Origin of the sequence: Kitasatospora sp. NPDC005856, from assembly GCF_040629945.1 — a bacterium.
GTDB lineage: Bacteria > Actinomycetota > Actinomycetes > Streptomycetales > Streptomycetaceae > Kitasatospora.
On record NZ_JBEXWT010000040.1, the window covers coordinates 53828 to 78298 of the forward strand.

At 71.5% G+C, this 24471-nt stretch carries 19 protein-coding genes; 8 read left to right on the forward strand and 11 right to left on the reverse strand.

What is annotated here, in order from left to right; genetic code table 11:
• Positions 1-59 precede the first annotated feature (59 nt).
• From ABZ449_RS23640 to ABZ449_RS23650, 3 genes are all read left to right on the forward strand, one after another.
• Positions 60-1292 carry a cytochrome P450 gene (locus tag ABZ449_RS23640; protein ID WP_360349175.1) on the forward strand — a complete coding sequence of 411 codons (1233 nt, stop codon included), beginning with the start codon at positions 60-62 and terminating at the stop codon, positions 1290-1292.
• Between the two features lie 21 nt (positions 1293-1313).
• Positions 1314-2333 (forward strand): alcohol dehydrogenase catalytic domain-containing protein, encoded by a 1020-nt coding sequence (locus tag ABZ449_RS23645; RefSeq protein WP_360349178.1) that lies wholly within the window; start codon positions 1314-1316, stop codon positions 2331-2333.
• Positions 2334-2516: 183 nt separating this feature from the next.
• The gene (locus tag ABZ449_RS23650) at positions 2517-3908 is read left to right on the forward strand and encodes a multicopper oxidase family protein (protein WP_360349181.1); all 1392 of its coding nucleotides are present in this window, start codon (positions 2517-2519) and stop codon (positions 3906-3908) included.
• Between the two features lie 76 nt (positions 3909-3984).
• Here the strand turns inward: ABZ449_RS23650 and ABZ449_RS23655 are convergent, their stop codons facing one another.
• From ABZ449_RS23655 to ABZ449_RS23700, 10 genes are all read right to left on the reverse strand, one after another.
• Complete coding sequence (locus ABZ449_RS23655) at positions 3985-4347, reverse strand: YciI family protein (RefSeq protein WP_360349184.1); 363 nt, start codon at positions 4345-4347, stop codon at positions 3985-3987.
• A gap of 240 nt (positions 4348-4587) precedes the next feature.
• Positions 4588-5304 carry a DUF2306 domain-containing protein gene (locus tag ABZ449_RS23660; RefSeq protein ID WP_360349187.1) on the reverse strand — a complete coding sequence of 239 codons (717 nt, stop codon included), beginning with the start codon at positions 5302-5304 and terminating at the stop codon, positions 4588-4590.
• A 45-nt stretch (positions 5305-5349) separates the two neighbouring features.
• Positions 5350-6123: an SDR family oxidoreductase gene (locus ABZ449_RS23665; protein WP_360349190.1), complete on the reverse strand. Its 774-nt coding sequence runs from the start codon at positions 6121-6123 to the stop codon at positions 5350-5352.
• A complete protein-coding gene (locus ABZ449_RS23670; protein ID WP_360349193.1) occupies positions 6116-7669 on the reverse strand; it encodes an FAD-binding oxidoreductase in 1554 nt (517 codons plus the stop codon). Before ABZ449_RS23670 ends, ABZ449_RS23665 begins: the two co-directional genes overlap by 8 nt.
• Positions 7670-7877: 208 nt before the next feature.
• A complete protein-coding gene (locus ABZ449_RS23675; RefSeq protein WP_360349196.1) occupies positions 7878-9392 on the reverse strand; it encodes a class I SAM-dependent methyltransferase in 1515 nt (504 codons plus the stop codon).
• On the reverse strand, positions 9389-10252 hold the full coding sequence (locus tag ABZ449_RS23680; protein WP_360349199.1) for a hypothetical protein: 864 nt from the start codon (positions 10250-10252) through the stop codon (positions 9389-9391). The genes ABZ449_RS23675 and ABZ449_RS23680 overlap by 4 nt, the downstream gene beginning before the upstream one ends.
• Complete coding sequence (gene hppD / locus ABZ449_RS23685) at positions 10242-11321, reverse strand: 4-hydroxyphenylpyruvate dioxygenase (protein WP_360349202.1); 1080 nt, start codon at positions 11319-11321, stop codon at positions 10242-10244. Before hppD ends, ABZ449_RS23680 begins: the two co-directional genes overlap by 11 nt.
• A gap of 14 nt (positions 11322-11335) precedes the next feature.
• The gene (locus ABZ449_RS23690) at positions 11336-11557 is read right to left on the reverse strand and encodes an MbtH family NRPS accessory protein (RefSeq protein ID WP_360349205.1); all 222 of its coding nucleotides are present in this window, start codon (positions 11555-11557) and stop codon (positions 11336-11338) included.
• Positions 11554-13308: a non-ribosomal peptide synthetase gene (locus ABZ449_RS23695; RefSeq protein WP_360349207.1), complete on the reverse strand. Its 1755-nt coding sequence runs from the start codon at positions 13306-13308 to the stop codon at positions 11554-11556. Before ABZ449_RS23695 ends, ABZ449_RS23690 begins: the two co-directional genes overlap by 4 nt.
• A gap of 38 nt (positions 13309-13346) precedes the next feature.
• Positions 13347-14921: a 4-hydroxyphenylacetate 3-hydroxylase N-terminal domain-containing protein gene (locus ABZ449_RS23700; protein ID WP_360349210.1), complete on the reverse strand. Its 1575-nt coding sequence runs from the start codon at positions 14919-14921 to the stop codon at positions 13347-13349.
• Positions 14922-15134: 213 nt separating this feature from the next.
• On the opposite strand from ABZ449_RS23700, the gene ABZ449_RS23705 reads away from it, so the two are divergent.
• The gene (locus ABZ449_RS23705; protein ID WP_360349213.1) at positions 15135-16472 is read left to right on the forward strand and encodes an extracellular solute-binding protein; all 1338 of its coding nucleotides are present in this window, start codon (positions 15135-15137) and stop codon (positions 16470-16472) included.
• A gap of 54 nt (positions 16473-16526) precedes the next feature.
• Here the strand turns inward: ABZ449_RS23705 and ABZ449_RS23710 are convergent, their stop codons facing one another.
• Complete coding sequence (locus tag ABZ449_RS23710; protein ID WP_360349216.1) at positions 16527-17915, reverse strand: condensation domain-containing protein; 1389 nt, start codon at positions 17913-17915, stop codon at positions 16527-16529.
• Positions 17916-18104: 189 nt separating this feature from the next.
• Here ABZ449_RS23710 and ABZ449_RS23715 point away from each other — a divergent pair, with 189 nt between their 5' ends.
• The 4 genes from ABZ449_RS23715 (at position 18105) to ABZ449_RS23730 (ending at position 24271) form a co-directional block, all read left to right on the forward strand.
• Entirely contained in the window at positions 18105-19346 is a 1242-nt protein-coding gene (locus ABZ449_RS23715; protein ID WP_360349219.1) for an acyl-CoA dehydrogenase family protein, read from the forward strand.
• A gap of 25 nt (positions 19347-19371) precedes the next feature.
• Positions 19372-20775, forward strand: a complete 1404-nt coding sequence (locus ABZ449_RS23720) for an FAD-dependent oxidoreductase (RefSeq protein WP_360349222.1) — start codon at positions 19372-19374, stop codon at positions 20773-20775.
• A gap of 554 nt (positions 20776-21329) precedes the next feature.
• The gene (locus ABZ449_RS23725) at positions 21330-23258 is read left to right on the forward strand and encodes a VCBS repeat-containing protein (protein ID WP_360349228.1); all 1929 of its coding nucleotides are present in this window, start codon (positions 21330-21332) and stop codon (positions 23256-23258) included.
• Complete coding sequence (locus ABZ449_RS23730; protein WP_360349225.1) at positions 23255-24271, forward strand: enediyne biosynthesis protein; 1017 nt, start codon at positions 23255-23257, stop codon at positions 24269-24271. The genes ABZ449_RS23725 and ABZ449_RS23730 overlap by 4 nt, the downstream gene beginning before the upstream one ends.
• Positions 24272-24471: the final 200 nt, after the last annotated feature.

Consider the following 24471-nt stretch of genomic DNA (forward strand, 5'->3'; position numbering starts at 1 on the left):
GTGCGGCCCTGCCCGGCAGTCATGTCCGACCGTTCCCACCGACCGCCCGGAGGATCCCCATGGCAATCCCCGAACCCGTCGTCATCGACCCCGCCGGAAACGACATCCACGCCGAGGGCGCCCGGATCCGGGCGAACGGTCCGGTCGCCCGGATCGAACTGCCCGGCGGCGTGCTCGGCTGGTCGATCACCGACCACGAGACCGCCCGTCAGGCCCTCAGTGACCACCGGCTGTCCAAGGACCCGCGTCAGCACTGGACGGCCTTCGCCGAGGGCCGGATCGGCGAGGACTTCCCGCTCATCGGCTGGGTGCTGATGGACAACCTCACCACCCGGTACGGCGCCGACCACACCCGGCTGCGCCGGCTGACCGCCGGGGCCTTCACCCCGCGCCGGGTCGAGGCCATGCGGGCCGAGGTCGAGAAGGCCGTCGACGAGCTGCTGGACGAGCTCGACGGCTGCGAACCCGGCGAGGTGGTGGACCTCAAGGCCCGCTTCGCCCGCCCGATGCCGGCCCGGGTGATCTGCGACCTGTTCGGCGTGCCGGCCGAGGACCGCGTGCAGATGCTCCGCGGCGGTGAGGCGAACATCGACACCACCCTCACCCCCGAGGAGTCGGCGGCCAACGTCGAGCAGTGGCACCGGGAGATGCACGAGTTCGTCGAGTCCAAGCGCCGCAACCCCGGGGACGACCTGACCAGCGACCTGGTCCAGGCCCAGGAGGAGGACGGATCCCGGCTGAACGACTCCGAACTCGTCGGCACCCTGCACCTGTTGCTCGCCACCGGCACCGAACCGGTGATGAACCTGCTCGCCAACGCGACCCGGGCCCTGCTCACCCACCCCGAGCAGCTGGCACTGCTCCGCAGCGGCGCGGTGAGCTGGGCGGACGTGATCGAGGAGACCCTGCGCGTCGAGGCGCCGGTCGCCCACCTGCCGTTCCGCTTCGCGGTGGAGGACATCGAAATCGGCGGCGTGGTCATCCCCAAGGGCGACCCGGTCCTGATCAACTTCGCGGCCGTGGGCCGCGACCGCGCCGTGCACGGCGACAGCGCGGACGCCTTCGACGCCACCCGGTCGGACAAGGAGCACCTCTCCTTCGGTCACGGTGTCTACCGCTGCATCGGGATGCCGCTGGCCCGGATGGAGGGCGAGATCGCCCTCTCCGCACTGTTCCGGCGCTTCCCGGACCTCGAACTCGCCGTTCCCGCCGAGGAACTGGCGCCGCAGGTCACCTTCATCATGAACGGCGTGCAGACCCTCCCGGTCCGCCTCACGCCGCGAACCCGCTGACAGGAAAGGATGGTTGGGCCGATGTGGGCTGCTGTCGTACCCGAGGTCAAGGCGCGCTGGGAACTGCGCGAGATCCCCACTCCCACGGCTGGGCCGGGTCAGGTGCTGATCCGGGTCCACGCCTGTGGAGTCTGCCACAACGACCTCTGGGTGAGCCAGGGTGTCTTCCCCTTCCCGCCGCTCGACCCGGTGGTGGTCGGGCACGAGGCCGCCGGTGAGGTCGTCGAGGTCGGTCCGGGGGTGACCGGCCGCCGGGTCGGGGACCGGGTCGGTGCCACCTGGGTGCAGTCGACCTGCGGCCGGTGCGACTACTGCCGGCTGAACCTCCCGCTCACCGGGCAGTCCGGGATGAACTGCCCGGAGTCGGTGATGAGCGGCCTCACCGTGCAGGGCGGTCACGCCGAGTACGTCGCGGTGCGGGCCGAGAGCACGGTGCTGCTGCCGGACGCCGTCTCGTACGAGGCCGCGGCCCCCATGCTGTGCGCCGGGTACACCGCGTGGAGCGCGCTGCGCGCCGCGGCGCCCGAGCCGCACGAGCGCGTGGCGGTGCTCGGCATCGGCGGACTGGGCCACCTGGCCCTCCAGTTCGCCCACGCCAGTGGCTTCGAGACCGTCGCGATCACCCGCTCGCCGGACAAGGACCAGCTGGCCCGCCGGCTCGGCGCGGACCACGTGGTCGCCGACGGCGAGCAGCTGCGGGCGGCCGGCGGCGCCGACGTCGTCCTGGTGACCGGCACCTCCTACCAGGCCGCGAGCGAGACCCTCCAGGGCCTGCGCCCGCACGGGCGGATCGTGCTGGCGACCATCGACCCGGTGAACTCCTTCACCATCCCCCCGACCAGCCCGTTCTGGGCGCAGCGCCAGCAGGTGATCGGCGCCACCCACAACGGCCTCGACCAGCTCACCGAGGCGCTCGACCTGGTCGCGTCCGGCGCCGTCACACCGCTGATCGAGACCTTCCCCAAGGAGCGGGTCGCCGAGGCGGTCGAGCGGGTCGACCGGGGTGAGGCGCGCTTCCGGGCGGTCGTCACCTATTCCTGATCTTCCGTCAAAGACCGCAAGCTGGAAGAAGCGTGGAGTCTGATCAAGAATCAGGATGGCGACCTGGGGTGCACCCGAACAACGTTTCGGGTGCGCGGATACCGATTTGGGGAGGACATCCTGAACAGGCGACACTTTCTGGGGCTGGCGGGCATCGCGGCGGGGACCGGCGTAGCGATACCGGTGAGCGCGCTCGCCGCCGGGAAGTCGGAGCGCCCCGGGCCGAGTGCCCGGGGCGTGGCCGCCGGGCCGTTCTCCGTCCGGATGCCGGTGCCGGCGATCCTCAACCCGGTGTCCCGCACCGCCGACACCGATGTGTACCGGCTCGACATCCTGCCGGCCCAGCTCGAACTGATCCCGGGCGTCAAGACCAAGTGTCTGACCTTCGGCGGCAGTTTCGTCGGCCCGACGATCCGGGCGAAGGAGGGGCGCCGGGCCCTGGTGACCTACCGCAACTGGCTGTCCGAGGCCGCCAACGTGCACCTGCACGGCGGCCACGTCCCGGCCGACAGCGACGGCCACCCGATGCAGGTGATCGACCCGGGCACCGAGCGCCGGTACGAGTACCCGAACCAGCAGCCCGGCGCCACGCTCTGGTACCACGACCACAGCCACCACACCGAGGCCGAGCACGTCTACCGCGGCATGCACGGCTTCTACCTGATCGAGGGCGAGGGCGAGCGCGAGCTCCAGCTCCCCTGCGGCGAGTACGACGTCCCGATCGCGATCCGCGACGCGGAGATCGACGCCAACGGGCAGCTGGTGGCCGGTGACCCGCGGAACCGGAACGTGATCCTGGTCAACGGCCGCCAGAAGCCGTTCTTCCCGGTGGCCGCCCGCAAGTACCGCATCCGGCTGCTGAACAGCTCGACCCTGCGCTTCCTGAAGTTCAACTTCGGCTCCCTGCCGGTCCAGCAGATCGGTTCGGACGGCGGCCTGCTGCCCGAGCCGATCGACCGGACGGGGACGGACTTCCCGCTCGCCGCCGGCGAGCGGGTCGACCTGGTGGTGGACTTCTCCGGGCAGCGGGTCGGCAGCCAGTGCATGCTCACCAACCAGGGCCAGTTCACCGGCAACGACGAGGTCGAGCAGGTGCTGCGCTTCGACGTGGTCCGCACCGCCCGTGACTACAGCCGGGTGCCCGCCGAGCTGCGCGAGCTGCCCCCGCTGCCGCCGGCCACGGTGGAGCGCGTGGTGACGCTCTCCTTCGACCTGACCGGCAACCCGATCGGCCTGATCGACGGCAAGCCGTTCGACGAGAACCGGGTCGACCAGACGATCAAGCGCGGCACCACCGAGATCTGGAAGGTCGTCAACGGCGACGGTGCCACCAAGTACGGCCCGATCCAGCACTCGTTCCACATGCACCTGGCGCAGTTCCGGGTGCTCGACCGGGACGGCCAGCCGCCGCTGCCCGGTGACGTCGGCCTGAAGGACACCGTCCCGCTCCCGCCCGGCACCTCGGTCCGGGTCCAGGCGACCTTCGACGACTACCTGGGCCGCTACATGTACCACTGCCACATGCTGGAGCACTCCTCCGCGGGCATGATGGGCCAGATGGAGATCGTCGACTGATCCCCGCGCACGAACGGCGGGTCGGGCTGCTGGTCAGCCCGACCCGCCGCTGCCGTTTGCGCGGCGGCCTACCGGATCACATCTCCAGGCCCTGCTCGAACATCACCTGACGGACCTCGATGGCGGTGTGCTTGGCGTCCGGAATCAGCCCGGCCAGCTCGATGGCGCGCTCCCTGGTCTCGACGTCGACCAGGTAGAAGCCACAGACGAACTCCTGGTGCTCCAGGTACGGGCCCTCGCTCAGTACCGGGGCGCCGTCGCGGACCTTGACGGTCGTGCTCTTCTCCGGCTCCGCCAGCGCCTGGGTGTGGACCAGCTCACCGGACTCCCGGAGGAGCTTCATGAAGTCGCCGTGGCCGGCGTAGACCGCCTGCTTGTCGTCCTCGGGCAGGCCCTCCCACAGCACGGGGTCCATGTGCATCGTCAGCATGTACTTCATGGTTCTCACTCCTTGGCGGCGGTGACACCCCGGGCACTTCCCGGGGCTCTCACAGGAGACGTCGGAGTCCGCGGCCCGTTCTCGACATCCCCGGCCGTCGGGTCTTGCACGAAGCGCCGTCCCGACCAGCCAGGACGGCCGGCGGACCGGCCGGCGGGCGGGCCGCAGGCAGTTCTGCCGGGGCGCAGACGTGAGCGGCCGGCCGCGAGGTCCTCACGGCCGGCCGCTCGGTCGTCGGCGTCAGCGCACCAGCTGGGCCGCCCGGGGGGCGGTCCGCTCGAGCCACCAGTGGGCGACCAGGAGGTTGAACACCCAGCCCGCCCAGTTGGCCAGTTCGAGCAGGACCATGATGTCGATCTTGAAGCCCGGGATGTGCAGCATCGCCTCGGCCAGCAGCCGGCCCCAGGTGGTGCCGAGGGCCAGGGCGAAGCTGTAGACCATCCACCGGCGGTGGTCGACGAACCGGCGCTGGAGGGCCGCCCGGAGCCCGAGCAGCGTGGTGGCCAGCCAGAGCACCGCCATCATGGCCAGCCCGATCTTGCCGGACGGGGCCGAGGAGTACGGCACGAGCACCAGGGCCAGCAGGCCGCTGGGCAGCGCTCCGGCGAAGATGTACAGCCGGCCGCTCATCCGGTGCACCGCGGGGTGGTGGCGGCGGATCCACGGCAGGACCTGGAGGAGGACCGTCACCAGCGAGATGTTGCCGAGGACGACGTGTGCCACCAGCACCGGGTAGTGCGCCGGGAAGTCCGGGTCGAGCGGGATCCGGGCCTGATGGCTGTCCCCCGTCAGGTAACGGGGGAAGGCGTACAGCAGGTTGAACACCACGAGGGCGGCCAGTGCCGCCGCCCACGGGCTCTGCCACCAGCTCGGTGCGATCGTGGTCGGCCCGGCGCCGGGTCTCGCCCGCCGTGGGCCGGTGGCCAGCGCACCGGTCTGCTCTGTTTTCTCTGTCACCGCTGGTCCTCAGCTTCCGTGTCTTCCTGGCAGGTCCAGGCAGGTTCAGTGGTGGTATTCGCCGGCGTTGACGTCCAGGCAGTGCCCGGTGACGGCGCGGGCGAGCGGGGAAGTGAGGAAGAGCACCGCGTCGGCCACCTCGTCCGGCTCGGGCAGCCGCCCGAGGTCCAGGGTGGCCGCGATCTCGTCGTAGACGTCCTGGACGGTGATCCCGCGCTGCGTCGCCAGGTATCCGAAGCCCTCGCGCAGCGCGTCCGCCCAGATGTAGCCGGGGGCGACGGTGTTCACCCGGATCCCCCGCGGGCCGAGTTCGGTGGCCAGGCTCTGCGCCAGCGAGAGCAGGGCGGCCTTGCTCATCTTGTAGGCGCCGAACGGCCGCTTGGAGTGCCGGATCACCGCCGAGTTGATCATGACGACCGATCCGCGGTTCTCCGCCAGCGCGGGGGCGAACAGCCGGGTGAGCCGCAGCGCGGCGTACACGTTGGTCTCGAACCCCGTGCGCACGTCCGCGAAGTCGACCTCGGCGAGGTCGACCATCGGGGGCACCGCGAAGGCGTTGTTGACCAGCGCGTCGACCCGGCCGAAGGCCTCCGTCGCGGCCTTGACCAGGGCGGCGGCCGAGGAGTCGTCGGTGATGTCGGTCGGCACCGCCAGCGCCCGGCGGCCGGTCGACTCGACCTCCGCGGCGATCTCGGCGAGCCGGGACTCCGTCCGGGCGGCGAGCACGACGTCGGCGCCCGCCCGAGCGGACCGCAGCGCGATCGCCCGCCCGAGGCCGGGGCCGACCCCCGAGACCACGACGACCTTGTTCTCAAGCATCCTGATCCTCCTTCACATTCGCTTTGCCATCGGGGAGTTCGACCGACAGGGCGTGACGGAACACGTTCCGGGGGTCGTACGTCCGCTTGACCTGCTGCAGGCGCGGATAGTTGGCGCCGTAGTAGAGCGTCGACCAGGGCACCCCCGAGGTGTTCCAGGCCGGGTCGGCCAGGTCGCGGTCGGGGTAGCCGATGTAGGTGCCGTCACCGTTCTCGTCGGACACCGGGACCCCGCCGCTGGGGGCGTACACGTCTCGGTAGAACGACCGGACCCAGGCGAGGTTGGCCTCGTCCTGGTCCTCGGACTGCCAGATGCCGGCGCAGTAGAGGACCTTCAGGATCGAGTCGCGCTGGACGGTGGCGGTGGCGTCCGGGGCGACGGTGTTGACCTTCCCGCCGAAGCCGGTGACCACGATGCACGACATCGGGTTGGTGTGCTCCGGATCGCTCAGGTACCGCCAGATCACCTCGAGTTGGTGGTCGGTGAAGCCCTTCCGCAGGTAGCCCGCCTTGTCCTTGTAGCGTCCCTTCGGGTCGCTCGGGAAGCTGTACGAGGGCAGCCAGGAGCTGAACCAGGGGACGACCTCGGCGGTGTGCACCGTGGGCTCCACCCCGACGCCGGCGACCACGGACTCGAAGTGGTCGGTGAACACCTTCTCGGCGTCCGGCCCGTCGTGGTCGATCACCACCGTCATCCCGAACATCCCGGAGTTGCGGTGGGTGACGATCAGGTTGCTCCACAGGCCGGCCGCCGGGGAGTCGGCGTCGTCGTTGTCCGCGTACCAGGTGGAGTAGTTGCGCAGCAGCGTGGACAGGGACCGTTCGGTCATCCCCTCCCAGGGCCACATGACCGTCCGCTTCCGGACCCGGGCCGGCGCCTTGGGCAGCAGCCCGGCCGGGTCGGTGCCCTCCGCCCCCGGGGTGCGCATCCAGTACCTGGTCACCACGCCGAAGTTGCCGCCGCCACCGCCGGTGTGGGCCCACCAGAGGTCGCGGTGCGGGTCGTCGGGCTCGGACGTGGCCACCACGGCCCTGGCCCGGCCGGACTCGTCGACCACCACGACCTCGACGGCGTACAGGTGGTCGACGATCAGGCCGTCACGGCGCGAGAGGGGCCCGTAGCCGCCGACCGAGAAGTGGCCGCCGACGCCCACCTCGAAGCCGGTGCCGCCCGGGATCGTCACCCCCCAGCGCTTGAACAACGCGCTGTAGACGTCGCCCAGCACGGCGCCGGAGCCGACCGCGATCGCGCGCCGCTCGGGGTCGTGGGAGATGCCGTCCAGCTGGGAGAGGTCCAGCAGGATCTCGATCTCGGGCGAGGTGGTGAAGTTCTCGAAGCAGTGCCCGCCGCTGCGGACCGCGATCCGCCGGCCCGCCGCCACCGCCTCGTCGACCGCCGCCACCACCTCCTCGGTGGTGGTCACCAGGCGCACCTCGTCGGGTTGTCCGGTGAAGCGGTGGTTGAAGCCCTGGACGAGGTTCTCGTACCTCGGGTCCCCGGGCCTGATCACCACCGGACTGGTCGGATCAACGGTCTTGTCGGTCATGCTCGTTCGTCCCTCCGTGTTCCGGTGCCGCAGAGACGGTCGCACGGCGGGGCCGGGCGCGACATCTCGCGGATTGCGGTGTGATCGGGCGGCGGTGATCAGGCGTGGCGATCGGGTGTCGTGGATCGGGTGCCGCGAAGAGGTGAGGCGCCGCGCCGGGGCGGCGCGTTGAGGCGGCGCGTTGAGGCGGCGCGTCGAGGTGCCGCGATCAGGCGGCGCGTTCGGCGGTGATGACCGCGAAGGTGCCGGGGGCGTACTCGTCCCGGATGGTCAGGCCCGCGGCCGCCAGCCAGGCGCGCAGGTCGGCGAGCGCGAAGAGCGGCATGCCGTCCGGGAAGCCCGGCCCCCGGAAGGTGCCCTGGAAGTGGCGGTCGATCGGGTCGGCGGCCTGCTGGAAGGTGAGCAGGGTGAAGCTGCCGCCGGGCTTCAGGCAGCGGCCGACCTCGGCGATCACCCCGGCCGGGTCCGGCATCGCCTGGAGGGCGTTCCAGCAGTTCACCGCGCCGAGCGTGGCGTCGTCGAACGGGAGCGTCTGGGCGCTCGCCCGGACGGCGGGGACGTCCGGCAGCCGGCCGCTCAGCCAGGTGAGCATGGCCGGGTTGAGGTCCAGCGCGATCAGCCGCTCGCTGCCGACGGCCTCGGCCAGCACGGCCGTCCACCGGCCGGCCCCCGCAGCCAGGTCGAGCACCGGCCCGTCGACCGGGCTGGTGTGCTCGACGATGTAGCGGTCCTCGTCGGCCGGTGTCACCTGGCCGCCGAAGTTGCCGCCCATCAGCCGCAGGAAGGCGGGCCGCAGCACCGTCTCGTAGTGCAGCCCGATGTTCCGCATCGCGGCGGCGTTCTGGAGGACGTCCTTGGGGTCGGCGGGCTCACTGCGCTCGAACAGGTCGAGGTGGCCCGCGGCGGACGAGTAGTCGGCCGCGCAGCCGGTGCAGTGGGCGCCCTCGGCGGAGACGGTCAGGCGGCCGGCGCAGGCCGGGCAGCGCAGCACCCCGGCGTGGTGGGTGAGGTCGGCGGTGCCGGTGGCGTCGGCCGACAGCTCGGTGGTGCGGTGCGGGCTGGTGTCGGCGACCACCTGCGTGGTGCCGTGGCGCAGCGCCCAGTACGCCTTGGCGCCGGAGTAGCCGATCAGCATCCGGGTGTCGCCGTCCCAGGTGGCCGCGAGCTGCGCGGGGGCGAGCGCGTCGACCCACGAGCGGTCGAAGGCGCGCTCGGCCTCGCTGAGCACCCACTCGTCCGGCGAGGGCCAGACCCGGCCCAGGACGGCGGTGGCCGGGTCCAGCGGCTGGAGCACCCGGGTGAGCCGGCCGAGGTCGTCCTGGGCCAGCTCCAGCGGCTCGGTGGCGGCCAGGATGCGGTCGCGCTCGGCGGGGAAGTGGGAGAGCAGGAAGAGCAGGGCGAGCGTGCGCCCGGGGTGGGCGTCGCGCTCCGCGAGCAGGTCGAGGAACCGGTCCAGCTCCTTGCCGACCGTCCCGGCCAACTCCCCGTCCACGCCCGGCTGTTCGGAGCCGACCAGCAGGCCGAGCAGCAGGATCAGCCCGCCCTGGCGATCGGCCGGGGCCCGGTCCAGCGCGGTCAGCAGCGCCGGCACGGCGGCCGGGGCGAGCTCGCTCGCCCGGCCGTCCTGCCACAGTGCGGCCACCAGCTGCCGGTAGGCCGCGTCGCGCTGCTCGGCGCCGGCCGTCGTGAAGGCGGTCAGCAGTTCCACGGGGGTCTGGTTCATTTCGACGTCCTGTTCGGGCTCTGGCCTGCGGGTCCGGTGATCGAGCGGGCCAGCGCGAGGGCGTCCTCGCGGACCCGGCCGCCGAGCCGCGGCTGCTGACCGGTGTCGGAGTACGTCCGGGGCGAACTGGCGCTGGTGCGGCGCAGCACGGTCATGCTGTTCTGCCGCAGCTTCCGGCTCTCCAGCAGGTTCAGCATCTCGAACTCGCCGGGGGCCATCCGCTGGGTCTCGGCGATGTACTCGAGGATCGCCTCGCCCTCGGGGTAGGTCATCAGGTAGTGCATGACGACGATCCCGCCGTCCGGGTCGATCAACTCCCAGAAGTTCTCGAAGAAGTAGAGGCAGTCCCAGGCGTCCACCCAGGCGAAGTCGATCGGCTTGAACTCCTCGGGGAGGCGTCCGACGGCCCCGCGCATGTCGGAGTTGACGACGGTGACGCGCTCGGCGAGGCCGAGGTCGGCCAGCACCTCCGTCACCAGCGGGGCCGAGGAGCCGGTGTCCGAGAGGTCGTCGATCGCCACGAACCGCGGCCGGTACGGCTCGCGGTAGTTGCCGGGGAGCAGCAGCGCGGGCTCGCTGTCGATCCACGCCTCGTCCAGCTCCCGGCCGTCCGCGAGGTACGGCCGGGTCTTGCGGACCAGGGCCTCGGCCTCGGCCTCGGCCAGGGTCTCGGCCTCGGCGAGGGCCTTCGCCAGGAACGGGGTGGTGTAGCCCATGCCGACCTCCAGCACCCGGTGGGGCCGGACGAGGTGGACCAGCTGGGAGAGCAGCGGCGCCACCACCTCCGTTCCCATGCCCGGCACCCGCAGCCGTTCCACCGCGGCCCGGAAGCGCTCGTCGGGGATCGCGTCACGCGTCATCGTCGGTGCCCCTGCCCTGCTGCTGCTCGATGGCCTGGTAGAGCGCCTTGATGTTGCCGCTGCCGAAGGAGCGGGCGCCCATCCGCTCGATGACCTCCAGGAAGAGGGTGTTGCGGGGGTGCACGGACTTGGCGAAGATCTGGAACAGCTGCCCGTCGTGGTCCTGGTCGATCAGCAGGTGCAGGCGCTCCAGCTCCGCCACCGAGTGCCGCAGCGGGGTGAGGCGGTCCGGCAGCATCCGGTAGTACGCCCGGGGGGTGGTCATGAACTCCACGCCCCGGGCGGCGATCGCGTCCACCGAGCTCACGATGTCGTCCGTGGTGAAGGCGATGTGCTGCACGCCCGGACCGCCGTGGTCCTTCAGGAAGGCGTCCAGGTGGCCGGAGACCTCGGACGGGGCGGGGGTGATCAGGGTGAAGGTGACCGTGCCGCCCTGCACCACGTTGGTGATCATCACCTGCCCGTTGACCTCGATCCGCTCGGTGAAGATCGACTCGAAGTCGAGGACCTCGCGGTAGAAGGCGACCGTCGCGTCCATCTGATCCGGCTCGACGCAGATCGCGAAGTGGTCGACCTCCCGCAGACCGCAGTCCGGTCCGGCCGGGTCGGCGGCCGGCGACAGCCCGGGCAGCAGGCGCTCGTCGCCGCTCGCCGGGCGCTCCACGAAGGTGTGGGCGATGTCGCCGACGCCCATGATGGTGGCGGTGACCACCTCGCCGTGCGCGACCGGCGCCGACACCGGCCGGGCGCCCCGGCGCACCGCGGTGGCGAAGGCCGCCCGGGCGTCCGGGACGCGCAGCGCGATGTCGGCCACCCCGTCGCCGTGCTTCTCGACGTAGGCCGCTCCGGGGTGGTCGCCCACCAGCGGCTGGCTGAGCAGCAGGCGGATGCCGTTGCCGCCCAGCGCCACCGAGCGCAGCTCCCGCGCCTGCGGGGGCGAGCTCGCGTACACTTCCAGGCCGTACCCGTGGACCAGCCACTCGGTGGTGACCGCCAGGTCGGCGACGTAGCAGGTGATGTGGTCGACGAGCATGTCGCCGAAGGTCTCCTGACCCGCGTCGAGGCTCATGTCCAGACTCCTCGTCAGTCGTCGGGCTGCCCGGGGGCACGCCCGGTGAGGCTGTTCGGCCTCAGATCGGTCCAGTGCGCGTTCACGTACGCGAGGGCGGCGGCCCGGTCGGCGGGCCCGTGCCGGGGCGTCCAGCCGGCCGGCACGGCGACGGCGGCCGGCCAGAGCGAGTACTGGCCCTCCGCGTTGACCAGGACCGTGAACTCGCCGTCCTCGGCGTCGAAGGGGCTGGTCATTCCCGCTCCCCTTCCGGTCGGTCCAGCAGGCCTTCCAGGGCGGCCACCGAGGGCACGTCGAAGAACTGGGTGACGGTGAGACGGACGTTCAGCGCCGCCCGGATCCGGCTGACCAGCCGCATCGCGTCCAGGGACTGGCCGCCCACCTCGAAGAAGCTGTCGTCGACGCCGATCTCGGGCACCCCGAGCACCTCGGCGAAGAGCGCGCACAGCTGCCGCTGGCGCTCGGTCGCCGGCGCCCGGCGGGTCGAGCCGGTCACCGGCTCGGGCAGCGCCCGCCGGTCCAGCTTGCCGTTGGGGGTCAGCGGGAGGGCCGGCACGCTCACGAAGGCCGTCGGCACCATGTACGCCGGCAGCTGCTCCACCGCGTGCAGCCGCAGCGCACCCGCCTCGACGCCGTCGGACTCCGGGACGTAGTAGGCGACCAGGCGCTTCTCCCCGGACTCCGAATCCCGTGCCACGACGGCGACATGGGCCAGGCCGGGGTAGCGCGCCAGCACCGCCTCCACCTCGGCGGGCTCCACCCGGAAGCCCATCACCTTCAGCTGGTCGTTGGCCCGGCCCAGGTACTCCAGCAGGCCGTCCCGGTCGACCCGGACGAGGTCCCCGGTGCGGTACATCCGCTCGCCCGGCGCGCCGAAGGGGTCGGCCACGAACCGCTCGGCCGTCAGGTCGGGCCGGTTGAAGTAGCCGCGGGCCAGGCCGCGTCCGGCGATGTGGAGTTCGCCCACCCCGCCGACCGGCACGGGCCGCAGCTCGGCGTCCAGGACGTGCAGCCGGACGTCGTCCATCGGCCGGCCGACGCCCACCGGGCCGTCCGCCCGGTAGGGGGCGGCCATCGGCGAGCTGGTGCTGAACAGCGTGGCCTCGGTGGCGCCGTACATCGCCCGCACCACCAGGCCGGGGTTGTGCTCCAGCACCCGCCGGACGGCCGAGGGGGCGATCACGTCGCCGCCGGTGAGCACCTCGCGCACACCGGCGAGGCAGCCCGGGTCCTCCTCGGCCAGCACCCGGAACAGGCCCGCGGTCAGGTGGATGCCGGTGATCCGCTCCTCGGCGATCAGCCGGCGCAGGGCGTGCACGTCGAGGTCGCCCGGAGGCGCCACCACGATCTGCCCGCCGTGCAGCAGCGGCACCCAGAACTCGTACGTCGAGACGTTGAAGGCGTACGGCGCGACCATCAGCACCCGCTCGTGCCGGCCGTCCGCCCAGATCGAGTCCAGGGCCAGGCCGAGCGCGTCCCGGTGGGCGATCGCGACGCCCTTCGGCTCCCCGGTGGAGCCGGAGGTGTGGATCACGTAGGCGAGGGCGCCCGGGTCGGTGGGGACGGCCGGGTCCGTCGCGGGGTGGTCCGCGAGGCCCTTCTCGCCGTCGACGACGACCACCTCGGCGACCTCCGGCAGGCCGTGCCGGCTCATCGCCTCGTCGGTCAGCAGCACCGGTGCCGCGCAGTGCTCCACGATCCACTGCTTGCGCGGCAGCGGGTAGGCGCTGTGCAGCGGGAGGTAGCACCCGCCGGCCTTGAGCACGGCCAGGATCGCCACCACCAGGTCCGCCGACCGTTCCATCAGCACCGCGACCGGCGACTCGGGTTGAACCCCGAGTTCGCGCAGCCGGTGCGCCAGCCGGTTCGCCCGTTCGTCCAACTCGCGGTAGCTGAGCCGGACTTCGCCGGCCGACACGGCCGTCGCATCCGGTGTCCTCAGTGCCTGTTGTGTGAAATGCCCCTGAAGGGAAGGGGAAGCCACCATGCCCTCCGATCCTCGTCGATTGGTTGTCGGTGCCCGGATCAGCTGTCGAGCAGCCCGTGGACGGAGTCACTCAGGTCGGCGAAGGAGGACAGGTCGGGCACCGTCCACCCGTTCAGGTCGTACTCCGACAGGCACTCGTCGACCAGGCCCTTGTAGGCGTCCAGCTGGCCGTTGGCGAGCTGGGCGAAGAGCAGCTCGATCCGGGTGTTCTCGTGACTCCCCGCGTAGTTGCGCTCGTAGAGCTCGTGGCGACCGCCGAACTCGCTGCCGACGGCGTCCCAGAGCAGCTTCATCACCTTGACGCGTTCGACCGCGTCCACGCCGCCGGAGCCGCGCAGGAACCGGTCCAGGTAGGGCCGGATCTCCGGGTTGTCGAAGTCCTTGGCGCTGGAGTTCACGTAGATCAGCCCGCTGGCCACGTCCTGGAGCACGATCTCCCTGATCCGCGGGTAGCCCGTCTGCATGAACCACCGGTAGGCCAGGCCGTACTGGGAGTTGGGCAGCACCGCGCCGTTGTGCCAGGCGACCGGGTTGCGGGCGGCCGCGTCCGAAAGCCCCCAGAACAGGTTGCGCCAGGCCAGCACCTCGCCGAGCCGGCTCTGCACCCCGCGGAAGTCGCCGGTGCCGGTGATGTCCAGGGCCTTGGCCAGCAGGCCGGCGATGAACTCCAGCTTCACCGCGAGCCGGGTGCAGCCGTGGAAGGTGAACCGCTCGATGAAGCCCGACTGGCCGGTGAACATCCGGATCTTCTCCGGCTGGCCGTAGACGAAGACGTTCTCCCACGGGATGAGCACCTTGTCGAGCACCAGGATGGTGTCGTTCTCGTCCAGCCGGGACGACAGGGGGTGGTCGAACGGGCTGCCCATCGCCGCCGCCGTCGCGGTGTAGGACGGGCGGCAGATCAGCTTCATCCCGGGCGCGTCCATCGGCACGGTGGCCACCAGCGCGAAGGTGCGGTCCTTGATCGGCAGGCCGTAGTGCGCGATGAAGTTGTAGTGCGTCAGCGCGGAGCCGGTGGCGACCACCTTCGCGCCGGACACCACCAGGCCGGCGTCGGTCTCCTGCTCGGCGTGGATGAAGACGTCCTTCACCTGGTCCGGCGGCAGGGAGCGGTCGACCGGCGGGTGCACGATCGCGTGGTTCCAGTACAGCACCTTCTCCTGCGACTCCGCGTACCAACGCCGGGCGTTGTCCGCGAACGGCTCGTAGAAGTCCGCGTTCGCGCCCAGGGTGCCGAGGAAGGACGCCTTGTAGTCGGGGCTGCGGCCCATCCAGCCGTAGCTCATCCGCGCCCAGGCGGCGATCGCCTGCTGGTCGCCGACCAGGTCCTCCGCACTGCGCGGGGTGGTGAAGAAACGGTGGGTGTACCCTTCGCCGCCGCTGTCGACCGGCGCCGTCAGCACGTCCCGGTGCCGGGGATCGTGCAGGGCGTCGTAGAGCCGCGCGGTCATCCGGACCGGATTGTGGAACGCCGGATGCGCGGTGACGTCCTTGATCCGATCGCCGTAGAGATAGATCTCCCGGCCGTCGCGAAGGCTCTCGATGTATTCCGCACCGGTCAGCGGGCGGGTCCTGCGCGCATTACCGGCGGTGGTTTCCCGGGCTTCGGCCATCAGACGCCTCTCCTTGCTGCCAGTTCACCGGACGAACCGAGCCTGACAGTCCGGCGGCGCCGACGGCTTCTCCCGACTTGCGCGCTTGCCGCGGCCGCCAGGGCCGGTCCCGGAGCGGGCGGCCGGAGTCAGCAAGAACGGAGATGCCCGGGCTGCGCCACCCCCGGAGCATGAGCAACTGAATTGCCCGGCCCGCCCAGGAAGGACCCCGCAATGAGCAAGCGAATCGACATCCACGTCATGGTGCCGCTCTATCCGCTGATGCCGTACTTCGTCGACCGGACAAGGGAGTTGGCGGACAAGTTCACGGCCAACCACCCCGAGTACCGGTTCCGGATCACCGGCGCGGACTGGCTGTCGGTTCCGCAGACCGTCCACGACGCCGTCCTGAAGGGCGAGGCGCCGACCATCGCTCAGTACTTCTACACCTCCACCCGGGACGCCCTCGACGCCCGACGGCCGGACGGCTCACCGCTGTTCACCTCGGTCGAGCGGGCGATCGCGGGCCGCACCGAGATCCTCGGCGAGCCGGTGGTGCTCGGGGACGTGTCGCCCGCGGCCCGGCGCTACTACACCTACGACGGCGCGGTGGCGGCCATGCCGCCGCTCACCTCGACCACGCTGCTCTACGCCAACACCACCCTGCTGGAGCGGGCCGGGATCACCGAGGTGCCGCGGACCTGGGCCGGGATCGAGGCCGCCTGCCGGGCCGTCACCGCGCTCCCGGACGGGCCGGCCCACGCGATCACCTGGCCCAACCACGGCTGGTGGTTCCAGCAGTCGGTGGCCCAGCAGGGGGCGCTGCTGGCCGACCACGACAACGGCCGGACCGGCCGCCCCGAGAAGGTGTACCTCGACTCGGACGCGATGATCGCCTACGTCGAGTGGTGGCGCGGGCTGCACCGGGCGGGCCTGTACCGCTACCACCCGAGCCGGGTGAACACCGAGGTCGACTGGAACCGCAACTTCCGCGCCTTCGCGGACCAGGAGGTCGCCTTCGTCCTCACCACCTCGGTCGAGGCGGCCCGGATGGCCCAGGCCGGCCGGGACGGCGGCTTCGTCGCCCAGGCCTGCCGGATGCCGTACAACGACCGGGTGCCCTACGCGGGCAACGTGATCGGCGGGGACGCGCTCTGGCTGGCCGCCGGCCTGGACCAGGAGACCCAGGACGGCGCCCTGGCCTTCATGCAGTACCTGAACACGCCGCGCACCGCCGCCGAGCGCCACCGGGAGACCGGATTCATCCCGGTCACCGACGGGGCGATCGAACTCCTGGAGCAGGAGGGCTGGTTCCGGCGCAATCCGCACTTCCGCACGGCGCTGGACCAGCTCGCCGCCAACTCCGGCTCGCCGGCCGCCCGCGGCGCGCTGCTCGGGGAGTTCGCGGCGATCCAGGACATCCTGACCACCGCCATGCACGACGTGCTGGCCACCGACGTGGACCCGCGGGTCCGCTTCGGGCAGGCGAACGCCGAGGCCCAGCTCCTGCTGGACCGCTACAACGAGGCCTACCGGGGCGCGGGCCCCGGCGGCCCGATCAGGGTCGGCTGAGAAGCGGGAAGGGGGCGACGGTCCGCGCGCGGCGCGGACCGTCGCCCCCGTGGTTCAGGAACGCCCGGCGTGGAGGTCCAGGGGCGCGTCCGGCGCGCCGACCAGCTCCCGCAGCACCTCACGGAAGCGGTCCACCTGCTCCGCCAGCGAGCTCTCGTCGTAGAGGTTGCTGTTGTACTGGATGCCGGCGACCACGTCCCCGGCCGGGTCCAGGTTGAGCGTCCACAGCGCGCCGTTCGGCACGTCCGAGCCCACCGGCTGCGAGGTGAGCCGGCGCCGCACCTCGGTGAACTCCAGGTCCCCGATCAGCTCCCCGTCCAGCAGGAACGGGAACGGGAAGACCTGGAAGACACAGGCCGCCCGGCCGTCCTCCAGTGTCGGCAGCATCAACTCCGGTGCCTGGCCGAGGATCTGCCCGAACGGGATGTCGTGGGCGTACGCCTCCAGGCTGGTGGTGCGGATCCGGGAGACCACCTCCGCGAAGTCACGGGCCCCACCGAGCTCCGTGCACAGCGGGAGGAAGTTGAAGAACGGCCCGACGGTGTGGTGGAAGCGGTCCTCGCCGCGCCCCGGCGAGAAGGTCGGCACCACCACCCGGGTCGTTCCGGTCTCCCGCGCGACCATCACCGCGAACGCGCCCATCAGCACCATGAACGGCGTGCTGCGCAGCGCCCGGCCGATCTCCACGGCCCGCTCGGTCAGTTCGGCGTCGACGGTGAAGCGGTACACGGCGGTGGACTCCGGCAGGCCGGAGGACTTCGGCCGGTCCGTGGCCACCGAGTAGATCCGGGCGCCGGCCAGGTGCTCCTGCCAGAACTCGCGCGACTCCGCCAGCGCCGGGTCCTCGGCGTACTCCCGCTGCCAGACGGAGAACTCGCGGTACGGCAGGGCGTCCGGCAGCTCGGGCTGCGCGTGCCCGCGGCGCTCGGCGTAGCGGACGGCGAGGTCGCGGATGATCAGCCGCACCGACCAGCCGTCGGCCGCGGTGTGGTGGACGACCAGCGTCAGGACCGCGTCCTCCTCGTCGAAGCGGAGCAAGGTGGCCTTCAGCAGCGGGAGTTCGCGTGCGCTGATGGTGCCCGACTCCACTTCGGTGATCAGGTCCTCGACCGCCTGGTCGCGGGCCGCCGGATCCGCTCCGGACAGCTCCCGCAGCTCCAGCCGGACCGGGGTGGGCGGGTGGACCTCCTGGTACCGCTCGCCCTCGCCCCGGACGATCGCCGTGCGCAGGGCCTCGTGCCGCACCACCACGTCGTCCAGGGCCAGTTGCAGCGTCGCGACGTCGATCTTCCCGCGCAGGCGCCAGCCGTGCACGATGTGGAACCGCGGGCCGAACGGCCCCTCGGTGTCACCGCGGTCGAAGCCGCAGAGGAATTCCTGGTTGAAGGAGAGTGGCGTCCTGCTGACCGGGGCGTTCGACTGCGGCTTTCCATCGGGGCTCATGGGGAATTCCTCTCGTGAGTCCGGGGCGAATTCGCCCCGGAACCGTAGCAACGGCCCCGCCGCCGTGGGTTCTTCGATCGTGCTGGCAATCAGGGAGATGCACCGCGGCCCTTCCGCGGGCGAGGCTGACCGGGAAGTCCACCCGGCCCCGCCGGAACGCCGCCCGAACCGTAGAGGAGCTGTGCCGCAATGACGGTCGCCACGAACGCCGCAGGGTCCGCCTCGCCGCAGCCGCCCGAGCCAGGCCTGACGCCGCAGGAGGTCATCGCCAGGGCCGAGGCCATCGCACCGACCCTGGTGCCGCGGCAGGCCGAGACCGAACAGCGAACGTACTACGCCCAGGACACCCACGAGGCGTTCGCGGCGGCCGGTTTCTACCGGATCCTCGTCCCCAAGCGGTACGGCGGCTACGAGTTCGGCATCGACACCTTCCTGCGGGTGGCGATGACCCTGGCCCGCGGCTGCCCGTCGACCGGGTGGATGTTCTGCCTCGGCGCCACCCACGCCCTGCCCGCGGCCTCGCTGTTCGACGAGCGCGCGCAGGCCGAGATCTTCGCCGACGGCGACTTCATCTGCCCGGCCACCATCGTGCCGAACGGAAGGGCCGAGCGCGCCGACGACGGCGGCTGGCGGATCGACGGCACCTGGAACTACTGCTCGGGCTCGCCGTACGCCACGCACTTCATGGGCCACGTCCCGGTGCCCGGCGAGGACGGCGAACCGCCGGCGCCGATGCTCTTCGTCGCCCCCCGCGACCGGTTCCGCCGGCTCGACGACTGGGGCGGCCAGCTGGGCCTCAAGGGCAGCGGCTCGCACAGCATCGTGATCGAGGACGGGCGGATCCCGGACCACCTGACGCTCCCGAGGACGCACATGAGCGAGGTCGTCGTCGACGGGGGCACACCCGGCTACCGGCTGCACGGCAACCCGGAGTACGGCGGCGGCTCGCTCAGCTTCATGGTGCTGGAGGTCGCCTCGCTCGCCGTGGGCATGGCCCAGGGCGCGCTGGACGCCTACGGGGAGCTGATGCAGTCCCGCACCACGCTGTTCCCGCCCGTGGTCACCCGCGCCGAGGACCCGGACTACCAGTACTGGTACGGCGAGGCGGCCGGCATGATCGCCACGGCCGAGGCGGCCCTGCTCCAGGCCGTCACCCAGTGGCAGGACCTGTGCGCCCAGGGGCAGGGCGCCTTCACCCGGGAGCACGACCTGCGCCTGGCCACCATCTGCCGCGAGGTGATCCGGCTGTGCTGGCACGCCGTGGAGGGGCAGCTGTTCCCGACGGCGGGTTCGAGCGCGGTGCGGCAGGGCGAGCGGATCGAGCGGGTCTGGCGCGACCTATCCACCCTGCACAGCCACTCCGGGATCGGGGTCTTCCTGTCCGCGGTGACCACCCGGGACCTGGCCCGTGCCCGGTTCGGCGTCAAGTAGCGCTTCGAGCAGAGGAGTCGACGACATGAGCGAGACCGATCCGGTCGTCGCGCCGCCCGAGACCGATCCGGTCGTCGTGCTGCCCGGGGAGCGCGCCTACGCTGCCGCGACCGCCGTGTTCAACCTGGCCGCGCCGGTCCGGCCCGCGGCGGCGGTCACCGTCCGCACCGCAGGGCAGGTCCAGGCGGCGCTGCGCGAGGCCCAGCGCGCGGGCCGGTGGGTCCGGGTGCACACCACCGGCCACGCCTCCGGCTCGGCCCGCCCGATGGACGGATCCCTGCTGATCCGCACCGAGCCCGCGGGCCCGGTGCGGATCGACCCGGCGGCCCGCACCGCCCGCGTCCCGGCGGGAACGCGCTGGGGCGAGGTGGTCGAGGCCGCCGCCAAGTACGGGCTGGCCGCGCCGCACGGCACCTCGCCCACCGTCGGCGTGGTGGGCTTCCTGCTGCGCGGCGGGATCAGCTTCTACGGCCGGCGGTCCGGGCTCGCCGTGAACAGCGTCCGGGCGATCGAACTCGTCACCCCGGACGGCGAGTTCCGCCGGGTGACGGCCACCGCCGACCCGGAGCTGTTCTGGGCCCTGCGCGGGGGCGGCGGCGGGCTCGGCGTCGTCACCGCGATCGAGATCGCGCTCTTCCCGGCGGCCCGGGTGGTGACCGGCGCGGCCTTCTGGCCCGCCGCGCACGGCCCCGAGCTGCTGTCCCGCTGGCTGAGCTGGACCGCGGACGCGCCCGAGGCCGTCACCACCGCGTTCCGGGTGATGAACCTGCCGGCCGTGCCGGAGATCCCGCCGGCCCTGACCGGGGGGCCGGTGGTGTGCCTGGCCGGTGTGGTGCTCAGCCCGACCGAGGACGACCTGGGGACCGCCGAACGCCAGGCCGCGGACCTGCTCGGCCGGTTCCGGGCCGTCGCCGAGCCGGTGCTGGACACCTGGGAGACCGCCACCCCGCCGGCCGTGGTCCGCACCCACATGGACCCGGCCGATCCGGTGCCGGTGGTGGGGGAGCACCTGCTGCTCTCCGAACTCGGCCCGGACGGCGCGGAGGCGTTCCTCCGGGTGCTCGGTGAGGGCTCGGGATCGCCGCTGGTCAACGCCGAACTCCGGCAGCTCGGTGGCGCGCTCGCGGTGCCGGATCCGAACGGCGGGGCGCTGAGTCACCTCGACGCCGCCTTCGCCTTCACGGCCGGCGGCCTGGCGCTCGACCCGGCCGCGACGGCGGCGGTCCGGGCGCACTGCGCCGAGGTCCGCTCCGCCCTGACGCCCTGGGACACCGGCCGGACCGCGCCGACCCTGGTCGAGCGGCTGGAACAGCCCCAGGGGCACCTGTCCGCGGCCGACGTCGAACGGGTGGACCGGGTGCGCCGCCGGGTGGACCCCGCCGGGTGGCAGCGCCACGACGTGCCACCGGGGGCCTCCGCCCGCTACTGACCACCGCCGCCGGCCGCCCGGCGACCCCGTGCACCAAGAACACGCCGAAGCGCCCTCCGTCGTACGTCCGGAGGGCGCTTCGGCGTGTTCCCGTACGGGCGGCCGCCGACCGCGTTCCGCCCACCGCCGACCGCCTGCCGAGGGCCGCCCACCGCCGACCGCCGACCCCCGACCGCCGGCGGTGGGCGCGGAACGCGCGGACGACCGCGGCCGAAGATCCGGCGATCGCGGATTGCCGATTTACGATCACGCCGCGGAGATTCTTCCGGCCGGAAAATTCCCGGCAAAATCACACCTGCGTCGGTGAGCAATGTGAGAGATGCCTTTGCGGGAACGCGGCGTCATGCTCGTGGAGTAGACCTGCGAGTGAAGTGGGATTCACCGTCGCATTTCGGGAACGCGGATCCAGGACCCCGGGCCATTTCCGGCCCGCAGGAGTCGGCCGCGTCAGTGCACTCGATGCGAAAGCAGGGTCGTACACGTTCTGTCGAGAGGGGAATTCGGTGACATACCGTGAACGATTCCGCAGACTGGTACCGGGCCTGGTGGTGATCATGGTGGCCGCCTCGCTGTTCTTCGCGGCACGCGCCTCGGTCGCGGTGGCGGGGGCGGAGGACGTCGCGAAGCAGTACGGCTTCAAGGAGATGCCCATCGAGATGCCGCCCGGCTACGACCAGCGGCCGATGAAGACCGTGCGGAACGTCAACCCGGCCTACCAGAAGATCCGTTCGTGGATCTCCTCGGTCGGCGCCAGCATCGCGATCAACGACCTCACCGGGCACGGTGTGGCCGACAGCATGTGCATCGTCGACACCAGGACCGACAGCGTCGTGGTGACGTACACCCCGACCGCCCGGCCGGCCGACCGCTTCACGCCGTTCGTCCTGGACGGCAAGCCGCTGCCGATGGACGACGCCATGGCGCCCACCGGCTGCAACCCCGGCGACTTCAACGGGGACGGCCGGATGGACCTCCTGGTGACGTACTGGGGCCGCACGCCCATCCTGTTCATGGCCAAGTCGGACGCGACGACCCCCGCCCCGAGCTCCTACGTGCCGCGCGAGCTGGTGCCCACGGAGTCGCTGGACGGGAAGTACCACGGCCCGCGCTGGAACACCGACGCGGACTACGTCGGCGACCTCGACGGCAGCGGACACCCGTCGATCGTGATCGGCAACTACTTCCCCGACTCCGACGTGCTGGACCCGAACGGCCTGAAGAACGTCGTGATGAACGACTCGCTCTCCAGCGCCAAGAACGCCGGCGGCGACCACGTCCTGCGCTGGCAGCAGAGCACCTCGGGGCCCGAGCCCACGGTGTCGTACGTGGAGGAGAAGGGCGCCATCCCCTACGACGCGTCGACCGGGTGGACACTGGCGATCTCCGGTGCCGACCTGACCGGTGACGGACTGCCCGAGCTGTACATCGCCAACGACTTCGGCCACGGGCACCTGCTGTACAACCGCTCGACGCCCGGGCACATCCAGCTCACCGAGGCCAAGGGCGAGCGCACTCCGACCACGCCCAAGTCCTTCGTGCTCGGCAACGGCTCGTTCAAGGGCATGGGCGTCGACTTCGGCGACATCGGCCACGACGGCAAGTTCGACATGATGGTCAGCAACATCACCGTCGCCTGGGGCCTGGAGGAGAGCAACTTCCTCTGGATGAACAAGGCCAAGGACGAAGCCGAGATGCGCAAGAAGCTCGACGCCGGCGTCGCGCCGTTCACCCAGGAGGCCCAGGAGCACGGCGTGGCCTGGACCGGCTGGGGCTGGGACGCCAAGATGGGCGACTTCCTCAACAACGGCGACCTCAACATCCTCCAGGCGACCGGCTTCGTGAAGGGGAAGATCAACCGCTGGCCGTGGCTGCAGGAGATGGCCATGACCAACGACGACCTGCTGTCCAACCCCGCGATGTGGCCCAACGTCCAGCCCGGTGACGACATCGCCGGGGACGAGGCCGTCGCCTTCTACGCCAAGACCCCCGACGGCCCGTACGTGAACATCAGCTCCAAGCTGGGCATCGACGTCCCGACCCCGACCCGCGGCCTCGCCACCGGCGACACCACGGGCACCGGCCGGCTGGACTTCGCGGTGGCCCGCCAGTGGGGCCCGCCCGCCTTCTACGCCAACACCGCGCCGAGCGTGGGCAACCAGCTGAACCTGAAGCTCTACCGCCCGACCGCCGAGGGCGGCGCCGGCCAGGGCCTGGTGAACACCGGGGCGCCCGCGTACGACGCCACCGTGTGCGTCATGACCCCGGACGGCACCCAGATCTCCCGGCTCGACGGCGGGGGCGGCCACGGCGGCTTCCGCAGCTTCGACGTGCGCTTCGGCCTCGGCTCCCACCAGGGGCCGGTCACCGTGGTCCTGAAGTGGCGGGACGCGAACGGCGGGCTGCACGAGAAGACCGAGCAGATCACGCCCGGTACGCACTCCCTCATGCTGACCAGCGACGTCCAGGAGGTTCCGAACCGATGAGCGCCACCGCGCAATCCCGACCCGGCGGCGCCCCGGCGGCCGTGCCGGCCGCGCCCGCCGCCCCCGTGAAGCCCAAGGACCCGCGCTACCTCGCCCTGCGGAACTTCGCGATCTCCATCAGCGTGTTCAACACCTTCGGCTACACCCTGCTCGGCTTCGAACAGCCCTGGCTGTGGCCCTTCATCGCGGTGTTCACCGCCTACGCCTGCGAGATCTGCTTCGAGCTGATCAGCAGCTGGGCCCAGCGGCGCCAGCCGCGGTTCCGGGGCAACGGGATGCGCGGGCTCTACGAGTTCCTGCTGCCGGCCCACATCACGGCGCTCGCGGTCAACATGCTGACCTACGGGAACAACCAGCTGCTGCCGATGTTCTTCGGGGTGGTCATCGGCGTCGGCGGCAAGCACGCCCTGCAGGCGCCGATCGCGGGCCGGATGCGGCACTACATGAACCCGTCCAACTTCGGGATCACGATGTCGCTGCTGTGCTTCGGGTCCTGGTTCAGCATCTCGCCGCCGTACCAGTTCACGGAGAACGCCAACACCTTCTTCCGGGTGATGATCCCCCTGATCATCGCCACCGCGGGAACGGTGATCAACGCGCTGCTCACCAAGCGGACGCCGCTGATCGTCGGCTGGCTCGGCGCGTTCGCCATCCAGGCGTTCATCCGCCACTGGATCTGGGACGTCGCGCTGTTCTCCGCGCTCGGCGCGATGACCGGTGTCGCCTTCGTGCTGTTCACCAACTACATGATCAGCGACCCGGGAACGACGCCGATGAAGGCCAAGGCGCAGTTCATGTTCGGCTCCTCGGTCGCCATGGTGTACGGCGTGCTGATGGTGTTCAACGTCGTCTACACCCTGTTCTACGCGACCACCATCGTCTGCCTCCTGCGCGGCCTCGGGTGGTGGGTCGCGCACCTGATCAAGCGCTCCCGGCAGGCGGACTCCGCCGGGGCGGGTGCCCCGGACGGGAAGGCCGCGCAGCCGCAGCAGGTCGGCGCGGTCGCGGCCTGAGCCGCGTGACACCCCCGCGTGACACCCCCGCGTGACATCCGCGCGTGACATCCGCGCGTGACACCGCAGAACGGCGCTGTGGCGCTGCCCGCAAGAATGTGGCGCAGGGCACTCGAAGCGCTCTAATCGAGCGCATCGAGGAGCTCGCAAACGAAACCCTCGAATACAGCAAGTATGGCCTTCTTCCAGAGCTCAATCGA